This window comes from Peribacillus sp. B65, from assembly GCF_058513295.1.
This window is the reverse complement of record NZ_CP195840.1, coordinates 2,720,104-2,737,416: the sequence shown is the minus strand read 5'-3', so window position 1 is coordinate 2,737,416 and position 17,313 is coordinate 2,720,104. Positions and strand designations below refer to the sequence as shown.

Below are 17,313 nucleotides of genomic sequence, written 5' to 3'. Positions count from 1 at the left end.
AATGAAGGAGGAAGATTTCTTGGCTGTTAAGAGGGTCGATCACGTTGGCGTTGTTGTAAAAGATCTTGAAAAATCCATCTCCTTTTATCAAGATGTGCTTGAATTAAAATTAAAAGCACGCATGACTCATACTAATGGGGTAATCGAACTGGCATTCCTCGGTTACGAAGAGTCTGACGAAACAGAAATAGAATTGATTCAGGGATATAGCGACACACTGCCATCCGAAGCAACGATCCACCATTTTGCCATTACCGTGGATGATATCGAAGGTGAATATGCCCGGATCAAAAGCTTGGATAACACCGAGCTGATTGATGAAGAGATCGTCACCCTTCCAAATGGTTATCGCTATTTCTACGTTTATGGACCGGAAAAAGAGTGGATTGAATTTTTCCAAAGGTAAAAAGCATACTAAAAAAGCAGAGTCTTAGAGACTTCTGCTTTTTTAACGCTTCTTCAATATTTCAGCAAAATTTACAGATAAAAAACCTTTCTTTACTTAACTGAAGTAATTTCTTAATATTCTGCATTTATCCTAAAAGTAATAATATTTTTGGAGGTATGCATTTTGGGGAAAATGAGCAAAAAGGTAGCAGGAATTACGTTAGCGGGCGCGGTAGCCATTTCATCACTGGGTATTTCAACTATGAAGGAAGATGTTCAGGCCAAAGACAAGAAAAAAGAACCAACAAACGTCATCATGATGGTGATGGATGGGACAAGTACAGGAGCTACAACCCTTTCAAGGTGGTATAAAGGCGGTAATCTAGCCATGGACGAAATGCTGTCTGGCGGCATGCGTACATATTCTGCTGAATCGGCCATTACAGACTCAGCTCCTGCAGCAACAGCGCTTGCGACAGGAAATAAATCCAATGATAAATTTGTCGGTGTCCTGCCAGCCATCGTTAATTCTCCAGGGCTCGATCCGGTTAATCCGAAAAATGCCCATAAACCAGTCGCTAACGTTTTGGAGGGTGCGAAACAAGCCGGAAAGGCTACTGGAATCATTTCTACATCTGAAATCCAGCATGCTACACCCGCAGGCTTCTCCGCTCACGTGACACATCGAAGCAATTATGGTGATATTGCGGAACAGCAGGTTTATCAGGGGATTGACGTCGTTTTGGGAGGGGGAAAGGAATCCCTTTTACCTGGTAAAACAAAAAATGCAAGAATTGATGGAGAAAACCTTTTGGAAGTGCTTGATGAAGACAAGTATGATTTTGTTGAAACCCGTGACGAGCTGTTAAACTCTAAATCGAATAAAATTTGGGGCAGCTTTGCACCAAGTGCACTGGCATATGATTTTGATCGTGAAACAACAAAGCCAAGTGAGCCCACTTTGGCTGAAATGACCAACAAAGCCCTTAAAACCTTGAAAAAAGATAAAGATGGCTTCTTCTTATTTGTCGAAGGAAGCAAGATTGACTGGGCTGCTCACGGAAACGACACGATTGGCATGATTAGTGATACTTTAGCTTTTGATGATGCCGTGAACGAAGCCCTTAAGTTTGCAAAAAATGACGGAAACACGATGGTCATTGCTGTAACGGACCATGGGAACAGCGGAATTACAATGGGTAACGTAAACACGAACTCCTCCTACCCGGAAACTCCCGTATCAGCCTATATCGATCCATTAAAGAAAGCGAAGATGACTGTTGAAGGAGCTTTAAGTAAGTTAAAACCAGATCATTCCAATCTAAAAGAAGTTGCAGCACTGTATGGACTTGATGATCTGAATTCTGAAGAAACAGCAAAACTTACCTCTTCTAAAAACATAGGTACTGAAATGACAAAGCTGCTTGCTAACCGTGCCAACATTGGCTTTACAACAGGCGGTCATACAGGGGAGGACGTATTCCTGTATTCTTATGGCCCTTCAAAACCGACTGGATTAGTGGAGAATACAGACCTCGCTAAAAAAATGGCCGAATTCATGGGCTTTGATTTACAAAAATTATCGAATAAACTATACATGAATGCTAAAGATTCCTTTGAGAAAAAAGGATATTCAACCCGTATTGATGTTACAGACCCGAATAACCCGGTTTTCGTAGCGAAAAAGGGGCAGCAAAAAGTAGAGTTGCCTGCAAATAAGAATATCGTTATCAGCAAGACCCCTAAATCCACTAATCAAAAGGAAATAAATGCCATAACTGTTTACAACGGAAAAGACTTCTATATATCTGAACAAGCATTAAAGGCAGTCAAGTAAGCAACACTTCTTTATAATGATGCAGGAGCCCTTGTTTTTAACAAGGGCTCCTCAGACTGTAAACAAATTAATTAAAGTCCCAGTTGATTTAAGAGATCCGCTCCCTTTCCGCCGACTGTCTGCCAAGCCTCCTCACCGCAAACGGCTGTGGGGTCTCGGCTAGCCAGTTATTCGGCAGGAGTGTCGCAAATTTCTTCAATCTAATGAGGTTTCATCCGTATAAACAAGGAAAAAGCACTACACTGCCCTTTATTCGGACTCCATACCCCTTTTGTCGCCAAACTGAGGAGCCCTTGTTTAACAAGGGCTCCTTTTCTAATGAATGATTTAGAACTCCCCGCTTCACCAGCTTGACTTTTTGACACCCGGCAGTTGCCCTTTATGAGCCAGTTCCCTAAAAACGATACGTGACATGTTGAATTTGCGCATATATCCACGGGGCCTTCCCGTCACTCCACACCGATTGTGAACCCTTGTCGGCGAAGAGTCACGAGGGAGTTTGGCCAATGCGGCATAATCCCCTTTCTCCTTCAATTCCTTTCTAAGTTTTGCATACTTTTCGACCATTACCAGCTGTTTTTCCGCTTTTATCACCTTGGATTTTTTCGCCATTTTAATTCTCCTTTTTTTAAAATCTTGATTTTATAAAATCTATAAACTATTCACAATTCGTTCCGCTGCCTGTCTTGCTCCCGATATATTCCTCGAAATCGGTCCCATTTCAATTTGTTCCAGTCTTCCTTTCCCAAATATTTCTGCAGGCTGAATGGATTCATATCCAGATGGTGGACGGATGGAGAACGTAAATATGGCATTGAAGTGACTTCCGTACATTGCTTCCATCTTGCCAATGGTTCTTCATTTCTATCAACAATCGCCAGCTGGTCCACTGTGGTTTTTCCTGACTTAAGTAAAAATGCAGCCATCGTGATACCTTGAATGCCTCCGCCAATAATGATCCATTCCAACATGAACTTCCCTTCTTTTATATCCATCCTCTTCAATAAAACATAATCATTACGATTTAATCCTCAAAATTACTTCGTTTCACGGTGAAGCGTGTGTTTCTTTAATCGCGGGCAGTACTTCTTCAATTCGATTCTGTCCGGGTTATTCCGCTTGTTTTTCGTTGTGATATAATTGCGGTCCCCTGATTCTGTGCATGCTAATGTAATGTTTACTCTCATTTTTATTTCCTCCTAAAGTTTTTAATGAACGCTTTCCGTAAATGCAGGCAATCGATCTTCATACAAAGACCAATCCTGCAGCAACTCTTTTTCCGTCAATAAGCATTGATCTAATTCAGCTTCTATTTTCTGTTGATTTATTTGAATGCCAATCATCACCAATTCCGTCATCCTGTCACCGTATACTTCATTCCACCGTTCCAATAATTCAGGTGCTTCCTTTAAAATTTGGCGCTGTTCTTCCTCAGGGTATGCTGCGATCCATTTACCGGCGGCTTGTAAAGTTAATGACGGTCCTGCCTGCGATAGCAAGCCTGCCGTATCATTTCTCGATGCCAGCCAAAGGAAGCCCTTTGCCCTCACCACTTGTACGGGCCAATTTTCTAACCACTCCATCAGCCTCTCGGGATGAAACGGTATTTGCCTTCTGTAAACGAAGGATGAAATCCCATACTCTAGGGTCTCTGGGATATGCTCTTCATTCAATTCCTTTATCCAGCCCGCTCCTTGGCTTGCCTCTTCAAAATCAAATAAATGTGTATTCAATACATCCTTTAGCGACACCTTGGAATGCTTCGTTTCAATGATCCTTGCATCCGCATTCATTTTATGAAGAACCGCCTTTAATTCCTCAACAGCGTCATCATCCATTAAATCGATTTTATTTAACAGGATGACATTGGCGAACTCTATCTGATCTATTAGTAGATCGACCACATCCCTGCCATCGGCAGCATCAGTTGCCTGCATCCTGTCAATAAGTGTTTCTCCGGAAGTGAAGTCTTGCCAAAAGTTATACCCATCAACAACGGTGACCATCGTATCAAGCCGGCAATATAACGATAAATCAATTCCCATTCCTTCATCAACATAGGTGAAGGTCTGGGCTACAGGTACCGGTTCGCTTATCCCGGTCGATTCAATCACGATGTAATCAATGTCCCCTTGTTTCGCCAATTTCTCCACTTCAATCATCAAATCCTCACGAAGCGTACAGCAAATGCAGCCATTCTGCATTTCCACCAGTTTTTCATCGGTCCGGGTAAACCCTCCCTGTTTGACCAGCGAAGCATCAATATTGATTTCACTCATATCATTAACGATGACGGCAACCTTCAGGTCATTCCGATTTTCAAGAATATGATTCAAAAGCGTCGTCTTTCCCGCCCCAAGGTATCCACTCAATACCGTAACCGGAATTTTCTTCATCTCCATCCATACCACTCCTTTACCTGATTTCTTTTCTGTTCGTAAATCAAAATGATTACGATTTAAATACCGAAGCCATCACTCATATAAAAACACTCTCTAATAATAAAACGTAATCATTACTATTTGCAAGTTTTTTTCAAAATTGCCTCCGAATACTTTTACTGAACAAATGTAATCACTATTGCTCCGACACCTGCAGCATGTGCAATCACGGATAAATGAAAGGTACTGACATTCTTAATGAAACTAAAAACAAAAATCAAATGGAAGCCCAATTACACATAACATCATGTGTAATGAACCTCCATTGCAGTTTTATCATTTATTGTACTTCCTTATTGCAAGCTGCTGTTCATCAACAACATCTCAATATCCAATACATTTTTCTTTGTTGTAATTCGAAAAAAATTATTGGTTACTGAGCTTATTCCGCCATTTCCCACCCTGAAGATGTTACTGTCTTTTGTTCAAAAGTTTCAATCTCTCTCTGTTTCGCCAGCTTAGAAGCTTGTGACATGGACCACGTTAAATTCCCAAAGGCAATCACTGTCCCGATCGAGATAACTAACACCTTTTTACAAAGTATTTTCTTCAATAGCTTCCTCCTGAGAATGTATTGGAATACTCTAAATATAAACCAACATTGTTAACCTAACATGTAGCTGCTGTAAATGTACGAAATTATTTCTGTACATATATAAACACAAAAAAGCTGAGTGCATATGCAGTCAGCTTTTCATAGGTGTTTCTTATTTATAAAACACTTTGTCGACGTTGTATTTAGCATGAAGCTTATTGATCATGTACGTTTCATAGATTTCACGTTCCATAGCGTCTTCGACTAAAAGAATGTCAATTTTCTTGACTTCATTACGATGCTCTTTAATCGGAGAAACATTATCCTCAAAATGCTTCTTGACCCTTGGTCTTAATTTACGGGCTTTACCGACAAAAATCAGTTCATCATTCTCATTGTAAAACAAGATGATGCCGCCTTTATCACGGGGAATCAAATGAAAATCGATAAACCCGTAAATTTCAGGAATGACAGCTTCGTCTCCTTCTATAACTTGCTTTCTTTGTTTGATGCTTATATCCGCTGCAGGGATTTCAATTTTAATCATTACAATTCACGTCCTCTATTTGTATAAAGTGAAACTTTCAATCGGAATCGAAACTCCAGTTTCACGCCAAGCTCATCACTTCAATCTTAAAGGTAAATGGTATCATAATTATGAGTGAAAAGCCATGAATGCCTTGATCGGTTTAGATGATTTTGGATTAAATATAAAGAAGAAGACTCGCTGGGAGCCTCCTTCTTTGTCGGAAATATCCTTTACCACCTGTGAGCCTTTGCATTGCTTCTTAGTATAATGTTTGTTTGTGATTCTTGCGTGTGGCCATTAACTTGAGATTTTGAACGCTTAGGTCTTGTCCAATTATGGTGAAACTTTTGAGAATGTGGATCTAATTGATCTTTATAGCTCATTCTGTGTCACCTCATCATTAGGATTTGGATATTCCGTTCAGTGATAGTAATCTCCATCACTTGTTCTAGTATTTTATTTTTCCAAACCATTTATACATATTCTTTAAAAAGCGAATTCAACTGACTTGCCTTTTGCAAGGACTTCCCCTTCTTCATCCACCGCATCACTTGTCATGAGGGATATGCCCAATATGTCTCCATCATTTAGAATGAAACCAATGTTTCCGCTTTTTGAACCGTTTCCTTCTATTTCACCAGTAAGTTCTTCCAAGTAGATCTCATCTTCCCATGTCAGATGTTCTCCCCTGTCCGTTTCAAGGAAAGCAACTGGGGAAAACTTAATTTTTTTATCCGTATTGTTTTTGATTTCCACGTTCACTTTTACGATATCGAAATCTTCATCATGCGTATACCCGTGGAAGAAATCAATCATGCTGTAATCAGGAGTGGCATGCATCACTTTCATTTCTTTAACTTTAACCTCGATTGGGCCAACATTGAGCGTTTCATTCACCTTTTTATAGGCCTTCAAAGTTAATTCGCCTTTGGCATCAGAAACATTCTGACCGATCTGGTTCAAGTTTATATCATCAGGAAGCTGTGGATTCGGAACATAGACATCCTTTTTTTCCAGTGGTCGTGCAATTTCCTCTGTTTTATCTTTAGCTGTCGTTTCTTCTTCGTAAGCTGGTTGTGTATTAAGAGCGCCAAATGCGGTTAATAACAGGGCACCAATCATCAGTCTGTTCATTGAATCCCTCCCTGAAGTGTAATTACTTCTTTAATAGATCAAAGATGATTTTGGCCTGATCCGTGTTATCGACCTGCCCGGCAAAACGTTCTTTATATGGGCCGTATGCGTAGACCGGAACATCTTCACCCGTATGTCCCCCAGTAGTCCAGGCAGTATTGGTCCGGTTATCGAATATAGCTTCGATGGCATTATCGACGTTCGTCACATTTTTTGTTTTTGCAGCTTCTGTTACCGTTTTGATTTCATCATCAGTTAGCTTCACTTCATTTTGGTTAATATATTGCTTTAACGTCTTTTCAACATCGGCTCCTTTGACAATGGCATCCGCCATGAAGTCAGGGGTGCGTTTGGCTGCCTTGATCGGTTCACCGTACCAGTTATATATTCCTTTGGCTCCGATCGAGAATCCTCCTGTAGAGTGATCCGCAGTAGCCACCACTAATGTATGTTTGTCTTTCTTCGCAAATTCCATGGCTGCTTTGTATGCTTTTTCAAAGTCTTCCATTTCACTCATTGCACCTACGATATCATTATCATGTCCGGCCCAATCGACCTGGCTTCCCTCGACCATAAGGAAGAATCCATCTTTATCTTTATTCAAACGCTGGATCGCCGAACTTGTCATGTCTGCCAAAGAAGGTGTTTCACTTGGGCGGTCAATCATTTTCGGGAGTCCTTCAGAAGCGAATAAACCAAGAACCTGTTCATTTTTGTCCTTAAGCATTTGATTTTTATCAGTCACATAACTGTAACCGTCTTTTTCGAAGGCTTTCGCCAAATTGACATCAGGCCGGACAAAATTGGACTTACCACCGCCCAATAGGACGTCAATTTTATGTTTGCCCCTGATTAAATCATTATAATAATCGTCTGCAATTGAATTCATGTTTTTCCGATTTTCATCATGGGCGCCAAAAGATGCAGGTGTAGCATGAGTGATTTCTGAAGTGGCAACCAATCCCGTCGCTTTTCCTTTTTCCTTTGCTGCTTCCAATACCGTTTTGACTTCGGATTTATCATTATCCACTGCAATGGCAGCGTTATAAGTCTTCACCCCTGCAGACATTGCCGTTGCGGCTGAAGCTGAATCCGTTATATTTTGTGCAGAGTCTTCTGGGTAAGTCATCTGCTGGCCAACCAAGTACTTATCAAACTCGGTCCGTTCTGCCGCCTTCGTACCCGGGTTATCTTTTAAATACCGGTAAGCGGAGGTATAGGAAACACCCATGCCGTCACCGATCAGGAAAATCACGTTCTTGATTTCCGGTTCTTTTTTTGAGTTACCCTTTGCCGAAACATGATCCGCAGCGGACCATGATAAACTTCCAAATGCTAATGCAGAAACGAGTGTAATCGGTAAAACCTTTTTACTCCATGTGCTATTCAAACGAATGACCTCCCGTTAATCTTTTCTATTTAATTTAACTATAGGTGAAGAAAATGAACTCAATGTCAAGGCTATGTAAAAAAGCAGCAGGATAATTGTTAAGACAAGGTAAAGACAGCAATGTCACGAAATTGTATGCACTTTTATGAAGTTGTTGGTTATTCAGGAAAATCATCAGTAGTGGGGGCATAAAAAGATTTGGTTAACACCAACGTGGGTAAATGATCTTGAACAGGGTTCTTTACAATCCACGTCTTCAAATCGGTGGTTAGGATTTTAAAAATGCTAAAGGGGAAAAGAAAATAAGGCATCCAATCAGGATGCTTCAGAGTCAGACTGTAGACAAATTCGAAGAAACTAAGTTTAGGGACGGAAAGGGAGCAAATTTCTTAAATCACCTGGAACGTTGATTGAAACGTAGGGCACTCGCTTTCCGCGGGCGGTCCGGGAGCCCCCTCGGCGCTCTTTGCGCCTGTGGGGTCTCCCCTGGACTCGCTTTTCCCGCAGGAGTCTCGCACCTTCCATTCCAATCAACTGGAATGGTTTTTAAAGAAAAACTGTAGACTGGTCTAATCCCTAACTGTTAAAGACTAGTTTATACTTCATGGTTTTTTACTGTTTTACAAAACTTCTACTTAATTAAAGAAGTCACCAAAGGTGCTTAAGGCGAGGAGGCTTGGTAGACAGTTCAACTTAAACGCGTTATAAAGAAAAAAACTGTAGGATTTTCACTATTATTTCTCTATAACTAAACATTCCAAAGCACGGGCCGCATTCACTCTCGCCACCTCGATTGAATCGGCAGATGACAAGGCGACTGCCACCCTTCTACCTGCCTTTGTAACAGGTTTTCCGAAAAGACGAACTTGTGTATTAGGTAAAGCCAAAGCCTTTTCAACACCAACTATAGAATATTCCGATAACTCTTCTTGAGCTTTTAATGGACGGCTGGCACCTGGGCTGATCAGCTTGATTTCCGGGATGGGGAATCCTAGAATCGCCCGAATATGAAGGGCAAACTCGGACAAATTCTGAGTCACTAATGTCACTAGCCCCGTATCATGCGGACGTGGGGAAACTTCACTGAAATAGACTTTATCCCCTGAGAGGAAAAGCTCAACCCCGAATAATCCGTACCCACCAAGTTCATCAGTAATGGCATGGGCAATTTTTTTCGCTTCCATTATTTGCGCTTCTGTCATATTATGCGGCTGCCAGGATTCAATATAATCCCCGCCCTGCTGAATATGGCCGATTGGAGCACAAAACATGGTACCATTTACAGCCCGAACAGTAAGCAGTGTGATTTCCGAATCAAAACGGATAAATTCTTCAATGATCACCCGGCCATTTTGAACCCGGCCGCCTTCCATCGCGATTTTCCAGCAATCCTCCAGGTCACCTTCCGTGCGGCACACACTTTGCCCTTTACCTGAAGAACTCATCAGCGGTTTGACGACATTGGGAAAGCCAACTTCCTTGGCAGCTTGGACAAATTCTTCATATGTATCGGCGAATTTGTAGGCTGCTGTCGGAATCTCCAGAGTTTCAGAAGCCAATCTCCTGATTCCTTCACGATCCATAGTCAATTTAGCCGCTCTTGCCGTCGGAATGACATGAAAGCCTTCCTCTTCCAACTTTACTAATTCGGATGTAGCGATGGCCTCGATTTCCGGCACAATCAAATCAGGTTGTTCTTTTTCTACAACTTCCCTTAGTTGTTCCGCATCCAGCATATCGATCACATAACTGCGATGAGCGACTTGCATGGCAGGGGCATGTTCATAGCGGTCTACAGCAACGGTCTCCACACCAAGCCGCTGTGCTTCAAGTATGACTTCTTTCCCCAATTCACCTGAGCCCAATAATAAAATCTTTTTTGATTTATACATTCAGTCTCTCCTCCTTAATTCCTCAAAATCATTATATACGAACTATAAACGAATAAACATAAATATTTATTCGTATTTTCATTTGTATTACACCAAAAACATTAAAAAAATTATTTAATTTGAGTTTTTCTAAAAACACACTTGACAAATAGGAATAATAAGCTTTATGCTGGATGAAAATATATAAGCTGACCAGTTCACTGGAGGCTCCCTATTCAATATGAATAGGGAGCCTTTTCGTTTTTATCAATAAGGGAGGAAATACACTATGCAAAAGGAATCGGTGAGGCCCATTTTCCCTATTTTGAATGAGAAGAAAAATGGCCGCTTTGAGGATATGAAGTACATCAATCTGCCCGACAGATTATTTTTCGAATGGTGCCGGCAGCAATATGCCCTGAATAGAGGGGTTTACAATGCAATCGATAATTGGTTCTATCAATATGGCATTGACCATATACTTTACCGAAGGATCAACCTTTTAGCCTTTTTGGAATTTGCTGCTCCCCCGGCACAAGCAGCCGGAAAGACAAAGTTCATTAAATTTGGCAGTGGCGGACTAACTAAAAAGTTGCAGGAGTTCATTGCAGATTAACCTGAATCTTATAGGCCCCTTATCAGTAATACGCCAATTCTCCTCCTACTGGTAAGGGACAATTTATGCGAATGTCGAAATTTGCAATACGATTATTTTTGAAAATGTAAGCGCTTTCTATTATAATGAAATTAGGTTGGATGGCATGCGTGGCCGTCAAAGTATCTGGCGTAGGTGGGGCCAATACTAGCGCTAAGGAAGTTAATCTTCTTTACCGCAAAACTATTAGTATTCCTTTTGGTAGGGGCTGCAATATTACTGGGACATGGAGAATGTCCGTTAATTTTAGGCTAAAAAGCGAGTTAATCATGCAATCGATAAGTAAAGCATAACTTTACTTATTTTTTGCAGCAGCCCTCATCGTTTCAAGTCTAATGGTGTATAAGACTAAAAAGCTCTTCCCCATGGTAACGGAGTTGAGCTTTTTCATTTGGTCAAAATTCACATATATAACCCTGCCAAGAAAATCCCAAGCGACTTCTGATAAATCTCATCGAACTGTGATATAGGGAGGGGATTCGTTCCTTTGCCCAGCTCCACGGTAAACCCCGGCCTGCGCCAATCCTGAATGAACCAATCCTTATACCCTGCGTAACTATTGGCAGATTTGACAGGCTCATATCCACTGACCCTCGCAAACTCATTGACTATCGTTTCCGATTCGGGCGGTTCCAACCCTTCAAAACCCCAATAAATGACCTCTCCTTGGGTATGGAACGCAAGGACTTTGCCAAAGTCAAGTTTTCTTGTCAACTCAGACATTGCAATGGCTTCCGGCTGTGTAAGTGGCCCTTCCCCGGGATAATTTGCCGGACCTGGCTCCGTTACATTATTGCGTTCTTTTTCCAGTTCCCATTTGGCGGGAAATTGATCATTCAGATCCACCCCGTTAATATTTGCCTTCCAGCCAGAGAATTCTTCGCTTCCGTTATTCCATTCCAAGAGCCGTCGTCTCAATGACTCATCTGCAGGCGGGCCTTTAAGAACCAACTCCACTCCGTCCGGATTCACCATTGGGACGATCGACAGCATCGTCTGTTGATAAAAGGGAAACAGAGATAGACCGCGAATGTCAGCCTGATTCGTGATTGCGAGTAAATAATCATTTAAAAAGGTCATGATCACAGGCGTCGTTATCCACTCATTCGCATGAAAGGAACCATTGTAGTGAACTCGTTTGTTACCATTCCCAATCAGCACTTCGGGGATATCCCTTCCAAGCACCGAGTCCCCGATGGGGGAGGTTTTAATAAATGGATAGATAGTTTTCAAACGTCTTACATCGGTCATCATCGTCTCATAATCATATTCCCGATTTCCTTGAATAAGCCTCCAAGTAATCCTTAATGGCACAGAAATTGTCTGACCGACTTGCAGGGCATTCGGGTTGAGATTGGGGTTAGCCAAAAATAGGGCATCCAATGAAAGATTACGTGATCTTGCAATTGCCCATAACGAATCGCCTTGCTTAATACTATAGCCGGTCGTCGTAAAGCCAGGAATTTTGATTTGTTGGCCAATCATAAGTGCAAGTGGATCAATCCCACTATTGGAATCAATGATAAGTTGGTAATTCACCTTGAATAATTGGCTATAATACCACAAGGAATCATTCTGCCGCACAAAAACGTCCATACTGCACCTCCTCTAAAGCAAATGTATGCTGATTTGATTTAATTATTGCCAACGCAACGCACCCTCCCCCATAGAAAAGTCACTCCTCAAAACGAACCAAATTGGGGGCATCATCCAGAATGCTTAGATATTGCTCAGTATTTCCATACCTACCCTCAGGGTCCAATTCCTGATATCTTTTGAATTTCGCTATCCGATCTTCTTCTTTGACCCAGCCCAAATGCTTTAAGCGAATGTCGGATAACTTGTGAGGCAATTCAAAGACATTTTCTGCAAATCTCCCACAATGCTGCGGCCTATCGTTCCATTTGCATTCAAACCCCTCCCGATACCTGACAAGGAACGGCCGGTAATACCGGTGTGCGCACCAGCGATCATCCTCCCTGTAATGGGTTTCATTCCAAAAGTCATATAACCGGAAGCAATATACATCGACTTCTTGATCACTTATCAGCTGCTTGACTACCTCTTTGAATCTTTTTTCAAACATTTCATCAGCGTCAAGATTTAAAATCCACTCGGGATTCGACTTCACCGTCTCCGACCATTGCTGTTTACGAAGTTCTATTTCATTGGAGAACTTGGAGACATCATTCCTGATGATGCGTACCGGCATCCCCCTCAATACTTCTAAACAAACCTCTGAGGAATCGTCCGTGCTGCCATCATCAATAATCACGGCTTCATCAATATAATCACGAATTTCCTCTAAAACCTTCCTTAGATAACGGTCACTTTCATTTTTGATGACCATGCTCAGCGTTAATTTGGGACTGGATACCCCTGAAGCTTCCCTCTTATTATCCGTCCGATCAAGAAATTCCATCGCACCGTCCAAGTCCGAATCCCTGTATATATGATAAGCGGGCAAGTGGGTATCAACGTACATGGAAAATCCTAAAGCTGCGGCACGAATGCAAAAATGCCGGTCTTCACCCCAAAATGATAGATTCTCGATCATTTTAAAATTCACACCTGCTTTCAACGCTTTTTGGCTGATGAGTGTACAGGCACCCAATCCCCCAACTTTATGAACACCAGGTGTTCTCATCTGTCGGATGCACGACTGATAACGTGTGGTGATCTCCGAATCCGCCAACGGTTGACCGCGTGATATCTCCCATTGGGTGTATTCATCATATAACCATACTTGAGGCCGTTCTTCGGCATCAGGCTGCCATTTTGTCCAGAAAATATTAGAGATGATATCCTTTTTGGCAGAAATAAGCTGCTTGATGGTCAGAGGGTATAGCAGGAGGTCCGAGTCGATAAGAAATAAATAATCATAGTCTTCCTTAATCGCGTGTTCGATCATCATATTTTTGAAATCAGCGACCTTCCAAACCAGATTTTCATTCCAGTAATGGGTAATGCCATTACACACGTATACATCGCTTTGATTGGATGCCAGTATTTTGACATTGCTCTGCTCCTGACTGAAATCCTCAAGCATTTTGCTTGATCGCTCATCTTCATTGTCATCAATGAAGAAAACGCCAAGCTCCAGTCCCTCCACATCCAGCCTTTTAAGTGAGAGCAGGAACTTTTGTAAAATATCTGGTTTCTGGTAAATCGGACTGCCTACTAACACCCGATTCTTTTTACTAGCCATAAATTCCACCCTTTACCGATAATTTAAGTAACTTGCCCCCAATTAATCTGACAGCATGACTTTTTTCAAACCATTTATAACTATATATTCTTACCGAACTTGTCGGGTGTCATTTATATAATGGAGCCATGCATAAACCAAAACAGGCATCCATTCATGAATGGATGCCTGTTTGCATTTACTAGATTGGTAGTCCCATATTTTACGCTTCTTGCGGTACAGGTAAACCTAAACCTTCGGCTATGCGCGTTCCGTATTCCGGATCGGCTTTGTAAAAATGGCCGATTTGACGAAGCTTGATTTCTTCCAATTCCACAGGTTTCATTGCGCCCACGATCGTGTCAACAAGGCGAGTTTTCTCTTCGGCACTTAATAGACGGTATAAGTCACCTGCTTGGGTGTAGTGATCATCACTATTATGACCGACTTGTGCAGCTTGCCCAGTCACCTCGAAAGGAGTAACTTTATTTTCTGTTGATTCGGCAGGGCCTCCAAAACTATTCGGCTCATAATAAACAGATCCCTTGCCATTGTCATCAGCACGCATGAAACCATCACGCTGATAGTTATTCGCTTCCACTTTCGGACGGTTAACCGGAAGTTGGTTGTGATTCGAGCCCACACGGTAACGGTGTGCATCTCCATATGCGAATAGGCGTCCTTGAAGCATCTTGTCTGGGGAAGCTTCAATTCCCGGTACGAATGTTCCTGGTGAGAACGTGGCTTGCTCCACTTCAGCAAAGTAGTTTTCAGGATTTCTGTTCAATACCATACGACCAAGCTCTATCAACGGATAATCTTTTTGAGACCATACCTTCGTCACATCGAATGGATCGAAACGGTATGTATCCGCATCTTCCAAAGGCATGATCTGAACATACAATTTCCATGCAGGGAAGTCCCCTTTTTCAATGGCATTGAAAAGATCTTCCGTATGGTAATCAGGGTTTTCACCTGCTAGTTTTGCAGCTAGATCCACATCAAGGTTTTTGATGCCCTGTTCTGTTTTGAAGTGGTATTTCACCCAAACGCCTTTTCCTTCAGCATTCACCCATTTAAATGTGTGGCTTCCGAAACCATGTGTATGACGGAGTGTAGCAGGAATGCCCCGATCGGACATCAGGATCGTCACTTGGTGCAGCGATTCCGGTGAATGTGACCAGAAATCCCAAACAGCCGTAGGGTTTTTCAAATGTGTTCTAGGATCTCTTTTTTGTGTATGGATGAAGTCGGGGAACTTAATCGCATCGCGAATAAAGAATACAGGCGTATTATTACCGACGATATCGTAGTTTCCTTCTTCCGTGTAGAATTTAACAGCAAATCCACGCGGGTCACGGACTGTATCAGCAGAACCCAATTCACCTGCAACTGTGGAGAAACGGATAAAAAGATCTGTCTTCTTGCCCACACCATTGAAAAGTTTAGCTTTCGTGTACTGAGAAAGGTCGTTCGTTACTTCGAAAGTTCCGAATGCACCGGCACCCTTCGCATGAACTACACGTTCAGGCACACGTTCACGGTTGAAGTGGGCTAGTTTTTCCAATAAGTGTACATCTTGAATGAGCACCGGGCCGCGTTCGCCGGCAGTGATCGAGTTTTGATTATCTCCAACTGGTGCTCCCCAGCTTGTAGTAAGGTTTTTCTTATTTGTCATAATTGAACCACCTTTTCATTATTATTTATGTATATAATGATAAAGCTTCTCAGAAAAAAATCAATACTTATTTATAATAATTTTAATATAATAATCAATCCATTGTTTTTTTATTTATATTATGACTTCACTAACCCCCAACATATGGAAAAATATAGTGATATAAACCGTTGAAGGGTCAGCATATTGCCATAATCACATTCCTAATAATGGTATACGACCCTTATAACCAATATTCCTTCACACCGAGTGATTTTATCATTTCTCCTACCAATGGGTTAGTAATCGATAATGATGCCGAATATTCATAGATACTTTGCGCTACTTCACCCATCTCCTTCTATTTATCTTATAACAAACCTAAGTGTTCTCCTGTGACTTTGTTCACTTCATCTGCCTTTATTTACATGGTGAATATAAGGATGCATAGAAACCGAATTTTCATTGCTTTTGTGGACCTTTATTTCAGCAGACCTCTTCCAGTACATGGCCTTCCCCCTTATTTTGCTAGAGAAATTGTAAACGTACTGGTTTGTGTTGGTTTGTGTTCGTATAGAAAATAAGATACTATTACGTTAAAATGACCGTCCAATAAGAGTAAGGGTGATATATATGAATGAGCGCAAGCAATTGGTAGTTAAATATGCACACCAATTATTTATTGAAAAGGGATATCAAGCAACTTCCATTCAGGATATTTTAGATTATAGCGGCATTTCAAAAGGAACATTTTATAACTATTTTTCTTCTAAAAGCGAATTGCTTAAGGCAGTCTTCCTAACTTCGCAGGAAAAATTCGAAAAAGAGCGGAATGAATTGCTTATTGGGCAAAATCTTGCAGATATTGAGATATTCATCAAACAATCAGAATTACAAATGCACTCCAACAAAAACAATAAAATCTTTTTCTTATATGAAGAAGTAATGATTTCAAATGATACCGAACTTAAGAACTTCATCACACATGCTAAATTCCAGCATATCCATTGGCTATCAAAACGGTTTCTGGACATTTTCGGTGCTGATAAAAAACCCTATATTTTGGACTGTGCCATTCTTTACTCGGGAATGATGCATCAAACGATTCATTTTAATGCTTTGGCTAAAGAGCCAGATTTCAACCCTACTGAAATTATCCGTTATTGCGTCGATAGGATTAAATCGATTTTCGAAGATGTCAGCCAGTCAAATGCACAGCTTTTGGAACCCGATCTCATTAAGCAATGGCTGCCAGAGTGCTTCCATTCACAGCAGGATTTTCATACTGCACTCCTGCACTCTGCAAACGACCTAAAAAAGATGATTCTAAGGCTATGCCAAGATGATGAAGCAGAACGGGTTAAAAACCTAAAATTGATTCACTTTATCCAAGAGGAATTATTACAAAACGTTGAACCGCGAACCTTTCTAATTGAAAGTGCCCTGCTTTCCTTAAACACCAATCCAAAATTGAAAAACACATTGGAATTAAGTGAATTTGAAAAGATCATTGCCAACAATTAAATAGAAAAAGAAGACAAATGGGGTTCGGAATGGTCTTATCCCAAACCATGGTTTCACAACAAAACTAAGTTATACTAAATGGTTTTTTAGTTTTATAAAATCCTCAATGGATTGAAGAAAACTAGCTGAAACGTTCTTTTTGAGGGTTTGTAAAATAGGAACGTTA

General features: G+C 41.2%; 17 protein-coding genes. 4 read left to right on the top strand and 13 right to left on the bottom strand.

The annotated features are described in order from the left end of the window. The first annotated feature begins 19 nt into the window (after window positions 1-19). Together ACSR9O_RS13440 and ACSR9O_RS13435 are read left to right on the top strand one after the other, a co-directional pair. Window positions 20-406, top strand: a complete 387-nt coding sequence (locus tag ACSR9O_RS13440) for a VOC family protein (protein WP_311735973.1) — start codon at window positions 20-22, stop codon at window positions 404-406. A gap of 165 nt (window positions 407-571) precedes the next feature. Beyond that, the gene (locus ACSR9O_RS13435) at window positions 572-2,224 is read left to right on the top strand and encodes an alkaline phosphatase (protein WP_491724512.1); all 1,653 of its coding nucleotides are present in this window, start codon (window positions 572-574) and stop codon (window positions 2,222-2,224) included. A 342-nt stretch (window positions 2,225-2,566) separates the two neighbouring features. On the opposite strand, the gene rpsN is transcribed toward ACSR9O_RS13435, so the two are convergent. The 10 genes from rpsN to purT all read right to left on the bottom strand — a co-directional run bounded on the left by rpsN (window position 2,567) and on the right by purT (window position 10,145). Beyond that, window positions 2,567-2,836 (bottom strand): 30S ribosomal protein S14, encoded by a 270-nt coding sequence (gene rpsN / locus ACSR9O_RS13430; protein ID WP_101223571.1) that lies wholly within the window; start codon window positions 2,834-2,836, stop codon window positions 2,567-2,569. 50 nt (window positions 2,837-2,886) lie between these two features. Then, the gene (locus tag ACSR9O_RS13425; protein ID WP_491724511.1) at window positions 2,887-3,219 is read right to left on the bottom strand and encodes a hypothetical protein; all 333 of its coding nucleotides are present in this window, start codon (window positions 3,217-3,219) and stop codon (window positions 2,887-2,889) included. A gap of 42 nt (window positions 3,220-3,261) precedes the next feature. Further along, window positions 3,262-3,411, bottom strand: coding sequence for a 50S ribosomal protein L33 (rpmG, locus tag ACSR9O_RS13420; protein ID WP_034310390.1), 150 nt, complete (start codon window positions 3,409-3,411; stop codon window positions 3,262-3,264). Window positions 3,412-3,432: 21 nt separating this feature from the next. Continuing rightward, on the bottom strand, window positions 3,433-4,626 hold the full coding sequence (locus ACSR9O_RS13415) for a GTP-binding protein (protein WP_491724510.1): 1,194 nt from the start codon (window positions 4,624-4,626) through the stop codon (window positions 3,433-3,435). 421 nt (window positions 4,627-5,047) lie between these two features. Further along, entirely contained in the window at window positions 5,048-5,218 is a 171-nt protein-coding gene (locus ACSR9O_RS13410) for a hypothetical protein (protein ID WP_156500230.1), read from the bottom strand. 154 nt (window positions 5,219-5,372) lie between these two features. Then, window positions 5,373-5,753, bottom strand: a complete 381-nt coding sequence (locus tag ACSR9O_RS13405) for a nucleotide excision repair endonuclease (protein WP_170946990.1) — start codon at window positions 5,751-5,753, stop codon at window positions 5,373-5,375. A 206-nt stretch (window positions 5,754-5,959) separates the two neighbouring features. Next, window positions 5,960-6,112, bottom strand: coding sequence for a YpzG family protein (locus ACSR9O_RS13400; RefSeq protein ID WP_072272311.1), 153 nt, complete (start codon window positions 6,110-6,112; stop codon window positions 5,960-5,962). A 103-nt stretch (window positions 6,113-6,215) separates the two neighbouring features. Next, entirely contained in the window at window positions 6,216-6,863 is a 648-nt protein-coding gene (locus tag ACSR9O_RS13395) for a DUF4352 domain-containing protein (protein WP_491724509.1), read from the bottom strand. Window positions 6,864-6,885: 22 nt separating this feature from the next. Next, window positions 6,886-8,253 (bottom strand): alkaline phosphatase, encoded by a 1,368-nt coding sequence (locus ACSR9O_RS13390; protein WP_491724508.1) that lies wholly within the window; start codon window positions 8,251-8,253, stop codon window positions 6,886-6,888. Between the two features lie 734 nt (window positions 8,254-8,987). Continuing rightward, window positions 8,988-10,145: a phosphoribosylglycinamide formyltransferase 2 gene (purT, locus tag ACSR9O_RS13385; protein WP_491724507.1), complete on the bottom strand. Its 1,158-nt coding sequence runs from the start codon at window positions 10,143-10,145 to the stop codon at window positions 8,988-8,990. A 268-nt stretch (window positions 10,146-10,413) separates the two neighbouring features. On the opposite strand from purT, the gene ACSR9O_RS13380 reads away from it, so the two are divergent. Beyond that, on the top strand, window positions 10,414-10,740 hold the full coding sequence (locus tag ACSR9O_RS13380) for a hypothetical protein (RefSeq protein ID WP_230176234.1): 327 nt from the start codon (window positions 10,414-10,416) through the stop codon (window positions 10,738-10,740). Between the two features lie 441 nt (window positions 10,741-11,181). Here the strand turns inward: ACSR9O_RS13380 and ACSR9O_RS13375 are convergent, their stop codons facing one another. The 3 genes from ACSR9O_RS13375 to katA form a co-directional block, all read right to left on the bottom strand. Continuing rightward, window positions 11,182-12,375, bottom strand: coding sequence for a M14 family metallopeptidase (locus ACSR9O_RS13375; protein ID WP_491724506.1), 1,194 nt, complete (start codon window positions 12,373-12,375; stop codon window positions 11,182-11,184). 79 nt (window positions 12,376-12,454) lie between these two features. Next, window positions 12,455-13,987: a glycosyltransferase gene (locus ACSR9O_RS13370; protein ID WP_491724505.1), complete on the bottom strand. Its 1,533-nt coding sequence runs from the start codon at window positions 13,985-13,987 to the stop codon at window positions 12,455-12,457. A gap of 202 nt (window positions 13,988-14,189) precedes the next feature. Beyond that, on the bottom strand, window positions 14,190-15,644 hold the full coding sequence (gene katA / locus ACSR9O_RS13365) for a catalase KatA (protein WP_101223579.1): 1,455 nt from the start codon (window positions 15,642-15,644) through the stop codon (window positions 14,190-14,192). A gap of 612 nt (window positions 15,645-16,256) precedes the next feature. Between katA and ACSR9O_RS13360 the strand changes: the two genes are divergently transcribed. Continuing rightward, window positions 16,257-17,147, top strand: a complete 891-nt coding sequence (locus tag ACSR9O_RS13360) for a TetR/AcrR family transcriptional regulator (RefSeq protein WP_101223580.1) — start codon at window positions 16,257-16,259, stop codon at window positions 17,145-17,147. Window positions 17,148-17,313 lie beyond the last annotated feature (166 nt).